This window comes from Candidatus Neomarinimicrobiota bacterium (assembly GCA_016784545.1).
Classification (GTDB): Bacteria; Fidelibacterota; UBA8477; order UBA8477; family JABMPR01; genus JABMPR01.
Genome location: JADHUM010000001.1, coordinates 164,991 through 173,488, shown reverse-complemented (window position 1 = coordinate 173,488; position 8,498 = coordinate 164,991). Strand labels below are relative to the sequence as shown.

Sequence of the window (8,498 nt, the reverse complement as noted above, 5' to 3'; positions counted from 1 at the left end):
AAGAAGCTGGATACCTCTTTTTCACGGATTATTACCGAAATGTTAAGGTGTAAATTAAGGAACCGCCCTGTACGGAACCGTACGCAGGGTGGTGTGAGAGGACGGATAGGGAATTAATCCCTATCCTCCTACTCGATTGTGCCTCAACAAAAACAGAGACGACCGAAGATCTAAACTTGTCTTAGATCACCAGCTCAAAACAAAAATAATGAAAGAATATATATGCATAAGCTTGCCCTCATAGCCTTGTTCATCGTAATTATTCAAGCACAGCTTTATTCAAAAGCATCAACAACTGAGATTTATCTGTCACCTGGGATGAGTCTTGGCTATGCCTTCGGTGATGGCTTTACTTGGGGAGGCCAGATCAGCGTGGGGACCTTCAAATTCGAAGAAGGAGATGGATTAGCTTGGGGTAACATGAGAGGACCCGTTGTCGGTGTTACCGCGGGTTTTAGAAAATCCAAGTTGAGAACACTCAAATATATAGATGCCCAGATGTCTGCCGGAGAAATCCCCTTCTGGCCGGGTATTGGCCTTGGCGCAGCCTGGGTAACTCACCGGGAGTCAGGTGATGTTCAGGTATATACCCACCTCAAGGGCTGGGGTTGGCTTTTAGGTGCCCTTCAAGCCGATTATTTCTTTAACAAATCCGCCGCTTTCTATTCAGTGAGTGGTACTGCATTACTGCCTGTCCCTGTTAGCAGGCTGTTCACCGCAGATACAACAAGTTCTGAGAACAATTAAGCGCTAATCACTACAAGAAAACAATTTTCAGACCCAGCAGCCATTTCCTACGATCTGACCAAATGATAATGATTTTTTGAGCACATATTTCAACAGGCTATAGCCAGATATAGCAAATGTATTATTAAGGCAATACCCTTATGCAAAATAGATCAGACGTTCTGCTGCTCGCGCGTTTGCCAGTGCAGATCTGGAAAACGTGTTCTTTCAGCTCTTTTCAGGATTCTCCACAGCAGCAGATTTGATCTCTGCCTTAATCTCAGCAAAGCGGCTCTCGGTGAGATCATAATACTTGAATGGAATCAGACTGAGCAAAAATAATCCCGCTGTGGCCACACAGAAGATCACGCGGATACCCCATACCACGCTGTCCGGCTGATCTCCAGTCACCACAAAGCCTGTCAATGAAAGTGTAAATCCGATGAGGCTGGGACCCACGGCATAGGCTGTCTTCTGACCACTGGCCCACACGCCGGAGAAGACGCCTTCACGACGCATCCTGGATTGGAATTCATCAAATTCAATAGTGTCCGGCAGCATGGAGAAGGGGAAGAGCTGAAAACTGGAAAACCCGATCCCCAGAAGGAACATCTGTATAAAAAACAACAGGGTCTGGTGTGGCTGGGTGAAAAGTAGAGAAAAGAGCATGATCACCAGGATGGCGATTCCAAATTTATAGGCTCGGATTTTACCCATCTTGACGCCGATCTTGACCCAGACCGGAATAAATACAATGGCTGTGATGAACAGGACCGCCGAGACCATTCCCACCTGAGCGTCCGGCATACCCATGACATATTTAACATAATAGATTTGCCCGGCCATGAGGATTCCGATAGCCAGGGATTGTAGAGCATACATGGTCATGAGCCGTTTGAAGGGCGTGTTGCGGAAGGCAATCTTCAGCTGCTCTTTCACGGATATGCTTGCTTTTTCCACTTGAATCATCCGCGTGCCCCTGGTCCCCCAGAATGCCAACACACAGAAAAGACTGATCAGGATACCAAAGATGAGCCCCATAAGGCGGAAACCTGCCTCACCACCGCCGCCCAGATCCACCAGAGGCATGGCCAGGCCGCCAGCCAGGAGGACACCGATTGTTGAGCCCACCATCCTGAAGGAGGTAACAGACATGCGTTCGTTGTAATCATCGGTCATTTCTGCAACCATGGCAGAATAAGGAATATTGTAAACAGTAAAGACTGTACAACTCAGGGCGAACAGAGAACCGACCCAGATAGCCGTGGTGAATTGAGACTGGGTATGAGGTGCGATAAACAGCAGAAAGAAGACCAGTCCAAAAGGAAGAGCCGCATACAGAAGATAGGGTCTACGACGTCCCCAGCGGGAGTGGGTTGCATCAGAAATAGCGCCCATGATGGGATCCGAGATCACATCCCAGAGCTTGGGGAAAAGGAGAGCCAGACCAGCCAACGCCGGTTCCACGCCCAGGACATTGGTCAGAAAGAAGAGCAGAAACATCCCCGTGCTCACAATAAAGATATTGCTCCCTATATCACCGATGCCGTATCCAATTTTGTGTTTTAAAGAAATGTGATGAACCATGGCGTCTCCTCGAAAGCTGTTTTGAATAATTTCAGGGACGTTTTCTAAAATACTGTCTGTATTGTGATAAACGAAAACGCCGACACAACACTGCAACTCAATGGAAAATTAAATGATTGAAAAGTCAAAGATATGTGGAAAGCGCGTTGGAACAAGCTGCAATTGATTTGTTTTTTAGCCTGAACACAAGCGGTCTGCCATAAGAGGCAACCAAGAATGAATCCTGATCCTATATCAGGGATTCGGCTTGAGAGCTAGATGTAAAACCGCTTCGCTCCCGACGACGCTTTTGGATGGTGCGGTTGATCCCAACCACCAGATCGGCTTTGAGTCCCCGGAAAGGCATGACAGCAACAAAATAGTAGAGGGGTGGGCGGGTCTTACCTGTGAGACGTATCTCTTTGATGCGCGGCATGAACACCTTGATCACCAACATGCGTGCAGCCGAAGAGACCAGAAAACTGATCATAATCCCGCTGGGCAGGATATGACTGCTAATCCAGACGTTGGTCACAGGTATACTGGAGAGAAATCCCGCCAGAAGACCCCCAATTACTACCCCAAAACCCTTAAACAGATTGTGATAGCTGGTCATTCTCAAACGATTGCCAGGATCAATGGCGTCATAGATATAGTTCCCAAGTGTCAGGTTATAGCCACTCCAGGCCAGGCCACCCAGGATCTGGATCGCCAGGGCCATATAAAACACCAGGGGCCCATCCAGAAAATGGATGAGGTACCAGAGCAGGGGAAAGAGGGTGATGATGATACTGGTGACTTCCAGGATGTTGCGATTGCCGTATTCATCCACATGTTTGCCCCAGTGACTGATCATGAGAAAGGAGCTCACCGAAATGGCGCCCATGAGCAAGGTCATTTGCAAATAGCTAAAGTTCAAAAAAGTCAACCAGTAGGCTACCATGAGGGGACCTGAAATAAAGACCGCCACATTCATGAGAGAGACAAAAATGGTAAACATCCCAAAGGAGCTCTTGCCCATCCCTCGAATAAAATCCATGAAACCATAGCTGTCCGTGGGTTTTAGCTGAAGTTCCGGTTCATATTGGAGTTTGAAATAACGGGCTGAATAGAGCCGTGCAGCACCGGCAATAAAAAACAACAATCCAAAGCCCAACATGGCATTCCATTTAGAAGTTAAATTTAAAATTACCCCGGCAACGGCCAATGCGAGGAAAGTCACCACACCAATAATGCGATTACGTTGCCCGAAATAAGTCCCCCTGGTCTCCTCTGGCACAAGATCACCCATCCAGGAAACCCAGAACGGAAGCCCCATGGCTCCTAAACCTGCGTAAAGGGTGGCCAGGGCAATGAGGACAGGTACACTGCCTGTGGACCAGGGTAGTAGAAAAATGGTGAACCAGGCCATGCCCTGGAGCAGGGTCGTCCCAAGGAGCATAGACTTGCGCGATACCTGATTGCTTTCAATCCGAATGGCGCTGAGTTGGATAATGGCGGCAAAGAGCTGGGGAATGGAAACCAGCAGACCGAGCTGAGTAGTCGTGGCTTTCAGGAGTACAGCAAAGGCAGGTAGAAAGGAGTCCCCAAACCCCCACATCACTGACCACCACTTGCCCTCAGAGATAGAGTGTTTTAAAGCTTGCTTGTATTTGCTGCTAGCGGTCAAATCCCTATTCCCTCACGTTGCCGTAAACTCAGTCTTCAGGGGCTAGAGATAAGGAAATTATTTATAACCGCCAGATTAATCTTGTACCAGTTATGGTGATTGCCCTTTGAGTTTCACACAAAAAACACAGGATTTAAGGCGGCTCTTTATTTTTCTTTCACACTCCCCAACTGCTTATACTTTTCCTCATACTTCTTGTATAGGGTTTTATGACGGTCATTCATGTCGGTTTTTGTGCCGTGTATGAAAGCTTGCTCAACGAGTGACGTGATCTCCAGGATATCACCTGATGCAATGAACAGAGATGCCTCCTTGCCAACATCCAGAGATCCAATGCGATCGCCAACTCCCAATATCTCGGCGGCAGAAAGCGTAATGGCGCGCAAAGCTACTTCCGTTGGAAGACCAAATGCCGCTGCCATGGCTGCGTGGTTGGGTAGATCCCTGACCTGTGGTGCTGCAAAACCACTCCCATCAGTAGAAATACAAAAATTCACACCAGCTTCATACAGTCGGGCTGGTAAATCATAGGATTCGGTATAGTTGCTGTTACGTCGTCTGGGAAGCTTCAAAGTTCCCTCAACAACCACCGGGATATGGTTTTCCTTTAAAAGACCAGCAAGTTGGCCAACATCTCCGCCACCCACGATGACGACTTTTAACCCCTGCCTTTTGGACCACCTCACTGCTGCTTCTATCTGACGACTTTCACTGGCATGCACAAAAAATGGTTTTTCACCCCTGATATATGGGATCAAGGCTTCCATGCGCAGGTCATGGGCACTGGTTTTTGATGCACCCTTCTGACTCACTTCATAGCGTCTGACCTGGTCAATCGTATCATCCAGATCCTTAAGCCGCTGGCGTCGCTTTTCCTCCTGAGTTGAAGCCTTAACCTTGGCTTTGGGACTCAGATCGATGGACATGTCTGGCCAGTTGATATGCATGGCCGTTGGATGCTGGACGGTGGCATTTTCCCAGGTCCAGCCATCCATCATCATGAGTGATGATTGTCCTGGCACCAGACCACCGCGGGGGACTACATTCACAAACAGCACCCCATTGGAGCGGGTGACGGGTATGGATTCGGAATCCGGGTTGTAGCTCACGTTGGCCCGCACTTCTGGAGTTATATCTCCTACTTCATCATAATCAAGGGTGGCTCGTACTGCAGAGATCTCAACCAGCCCCAATGCAGATACACCAGCTATCAACCCGGGATAAATATGTAGCCCGCAAGCATCGATGATTTCCATTTCAGCAGTAGGAGCGATGTCCTTTTCTATGCGGGTAATCAGGCCCCGCTCAAATAAAAGATCAAAACCATCCAAAACACCATGGGAAACGGTATGCAAGGTTCCATGTTTGATGAGGATAGGTTTGGTTTGAGGAGCTGCTGGAATCTGATCCGAAGCCCAGATGTATGTCATCAATATCAGGAATAGGTACAAGATTCGTTTCATCTGGCACCTCCTTCCCAGGCCTGGTTATCTCGATCGGCCCGTTGATATTTATGGTTCTCCGGGTCAGCTGATGCACCTTGCCTGTCTTCATCTTTGGTAGTCAGAATTTTCTGGATGATATCCAGACGAAGCTGCTTGTCATGAGCCAGCAATTCTGCATTCTGCTCCAGACTGAAATAAGGCTTTCCATCCACCCAGGTTTGTTCACAGACGGCCTGAGTTGAAAGGGGGGAGTGGCTCCAGACCGCAAAATCAGCATCCTTGCCTTCTTCAAGTGACCCCACCCATTTATCGATCTTTAATTGCTTCGCAGGATTGATGGTCACTGTATTCAGGGCCTCAATCTCCGTCATACCACCATATTTAATCCCCTTGGCGGCTTCCAGATTCATGCGTCGTGCCAGTTCATCTGAATCGCTCTTAAAGGAAACCAGCACCCCGGCATTCTGCATAAGCGCTGCATTATAGGGAATGGCATCGTAGACCTCAAATTTATAAGCCCACCAATCTGAAAAGGTAGCAGCTCCAGCTCCATGTCGCGCCATTTCATCGGCAACTTTGTAGCCCTCCAGCACATGCTCCATGTTGGTGACTGTGAATCCAAAATCCTCAGCCACGCGAAGCATCATGAGGATCTCATCCTGGCGGTAGGAGTGGACATGTACCCGGCGTGTGCCCTCCAGGACTTCAACCAGTGGATCCAGTTCCAGATTACGACGTGGAGGAGTGAGGGTCTTGCGCCAGAGCGATCTTTTTGAATAGTTCTCCAGATTGGTCTTATAGTCCCGGGCGCGCGTGAATCCATCTCTCAAAATCTGCTCCACACCCATACGGGTCTGGGGATAGCGGGTGACGTTTTTATCACCCCAGTTGGACTGCTTTACATTTTCACCCAGTGCGAATTTGAGTCCCTGGGGAGCTCGTTTCATGATCAAATCATGTGCATCTGATCCCCAGCGCAATTTGATCACAGAGTTCTGGCCGCCAATGGTGTTGGCTGATCCGTGCAAGACTTGAATAGTGGTGAGACCGCCGGCCAGCTCTCTATAGATACTGATGTCGTCTGGATCGAGAACATCCTGGATACGCACCTCTGAGGTGATGCTTTGTGAACCCTCATTCACAGATGCTGCAGCAGTATGGCTGTGTGAATCGATAAGCCCGGGTGTAACAAACTTACCATTCGCTTCAATGATCATAGCGCCCCTGGGAGGTGTCAGGTCAGTGCCAACCTTCTTGATTTTGCCCTTCTGGATCAGCAGGTCACCCTTCTCAATAATCCCTTGAGGGCCGGATGTCCATAGTGTGGCATCATTAATAAAAAGAAAGCTGGGTTGTTGGGGAAGTTGTTCAAACCCAAAAGCCCCTTCGGGGAAGCTCAATTTTAGTTCGCTGGACAAAACAGTTGAGGTATCAATTTGTGGAGCTGCGGCAGTATGATTTGACGCCATCCACTCATGTTCCTTGCCATCTGGATAAAGTGCAACACCTGAAAGTTTTTCATCGGTCCAGAAACCCTTGAATCTGATCATTCCAGGGGTGGTGTTTGGTAGCTCGGTACTCCAGGAGATCTGTGAGCCATCCAGTTTTAGATTATCCAGAGAGATAGTGGTGGTATCCAGCTTGATACTTCCTGAGGTTTTAAAAGGGCTCGCCTTGATGGTCAGTTCTCCATGCATTTCCTCCAGAGAAAAATCCCAGAGGCCATCAAATTCATCATCGAAGTTGAGATCTATATCATATCTGGAGCCTCTGACCCAGATGGACTGCACGGGATTGGAGGCCTCAAAATAGTTTCCACGAACCACTACAAAATTAGCCTGATAGCCTGCCTTGATTTTGCCGTGGGTTTTGGCCAGTCCAAAATGTTTGGCAGGAGTGGTTGTGAGTGCTGCCAGGGCGGCGGTTTCAGTGAGTCCCCGTTCTATGGCCATTACGAGATTTTTTCGAAACTGCTTCAGATCTTCCAGGCCATGTGATGTGAATGCAATTTCAACCCCTGAATTGACCAGCTTTTGTGCGTTATCTGGTGCCATGTCCCAGTGTTTAAGTTGCTCCGTGGTATACTGATCTGCACGATAGGGTTGTGTGACATCGGGTTTACCGGGGAAGTTTAACGGCAAAATGATAAAGGGGTTAGCCTCTGCTATTTCAGACAAACGTCTATATTCATACCCGGAACCGATGAGCCAGAGTTTCAGGTCAAATTCATTTGAAATGTCAATAGCGCGCTGGGCAGCTGTTTCATGGGCAGTCCTGAATAAAAATGGGATCCCCTGGGAACGAGCTTCAGCCAGGGTGGCCAGGGCGAGGTCTGCTGTGGGCTGTTCGTTCTTATCTGGGTGTCTGGTGTAGATTTTCTGAGCTTTTTCATACCATTCAGCATCATAGAGTGTTTGGCGCATTACAGCAATGGTCCCCAGGAGGGCCTCGGGGTATCCATCTTCACCTCTATCCCGGGTATAAAAATCCAGTACCTGACTCACAGCCGGGATAGTGATGGAGGCTGATCCATCCATGTCAATAAGCGAGGATTGTCCGCGAAAAATACCTTTTGTCAATCCGGTATGGAGCTGGGTGAAGCCAAGCTTCCTGCGTTCCTTCACTGACCTGTCATCAGGGGTATAACTGTCAGAAGCAACCCACTCTGGATGAACCACATCTATCCAGTGAGATCGGTGGGATTGCTGTAAATCCATAGAGTCCACATCAACCCAGGCATCAATAAACCCGGCATAGATATGATCCCCGTCCATATCTATTATAGCCGCATCCTCTGGCACATTGACCTTGGTGCCTACCTCCAGGATAATACCATCTCTGATAACAATGGAGGCATTGGATATGGACTGTCCTGGTTCTATATGAACAACGGCATTTTGAAGCACGAAAACCCGAGGATTGACGTGCATGAGATCTTTGAGCGGTTCTGTCTGACCTAACAACACCGTCGTTAGTATTACCAAGAGGATGGAATTTTTCATAATACCCCCAAAGCCTGAGCTTTGTTATGTCATGTTACGCGAAATGATTTGAGAGGATCACTGGATGGATCCCCTGTCAGTAAACCACTT

General features: G+C 48.4%; 5 protein-coding genes. 1 reads left to right on the top strand and 4 read right to left on the bottom strand.

Going from position 1 to position 8,498, the window contains the following annotated elements; genetic code table 11:
- Positions 1-222 precede the first annotated feature (222 nt).
- Positions 223-747 carry a hypothetical protein gene (locus ISR87_00690; GenBank protein ID MBL7023942.1) on the top strand — a complete coding sequence of 175 codons (525 nt, stop codon included), beginning with the start codon at positions 223-225 and terminating at the stop codon, positions 745-747.
- Between the two features lie 207 nt (positions 748-954).
- Here ISR87_00690 and ISR87_00685 read toward each other — a convergent pair whose 3' ends face one another.
- The 4 genes from ISR87_00685 to ISR87_00670 all read right to left on the bottom strand — a co-directional run bounded on the left by ISR87_00685 (position 955) and on the right by ISR87_00670 (position 8,408).
- Positions 955-2,313, bottom strand: coding sequence for an MFS transporter (locus tag ISR87_00685; GenBank protein ID MBL7023941.1), 1,359 nt, complete (start codon positions 2,311-2,313; stop codon positions 955-957).
- A 229-nt stretch (positions 2,314-2,542) separates the two neighbouring features.
- Positions 2,543-3,961, bottom strand: a complete 1,419-nt coding sequence (locus ISR87_00680) for an MFS transporter (GenBank protein MBL7023940.1) — start codon at positions 3,959-3,961, stop codon at positions 2,543-2,545.
- A gap of 146 nt (positions 3,962-4,107) precedes the next feature.
- Positions 4,108-5,424 carry an amidohydrolase family protein gene (locus ISR87_00675; protein ID MBL7023939.1) on the bottom strand — a complete coding sequence of 439 codons (1,317 nt, stop codon included), beginning with the start codon at positions 5,422-5,424 and terminating at the stop codon, positions 4,108-4,110.
- Positions 5,421-8,408: an amidohydrolase family protein gene (locus tag ISR87_00670; GenBank protein MBL7023938.1), complete on the bottom strand. Its 2,988-nt coding sequence runs from the start codon at positions 8,406-8,408 to the stop codon at positions 5,421-5,423. Before ISR87_00670 ends, ISR87_00675 begins: the two co-directional genes overlap by 4 nt.
- Between the last annotated feature and the right edge of the window lie 90 nt (positions 8,409-8,498).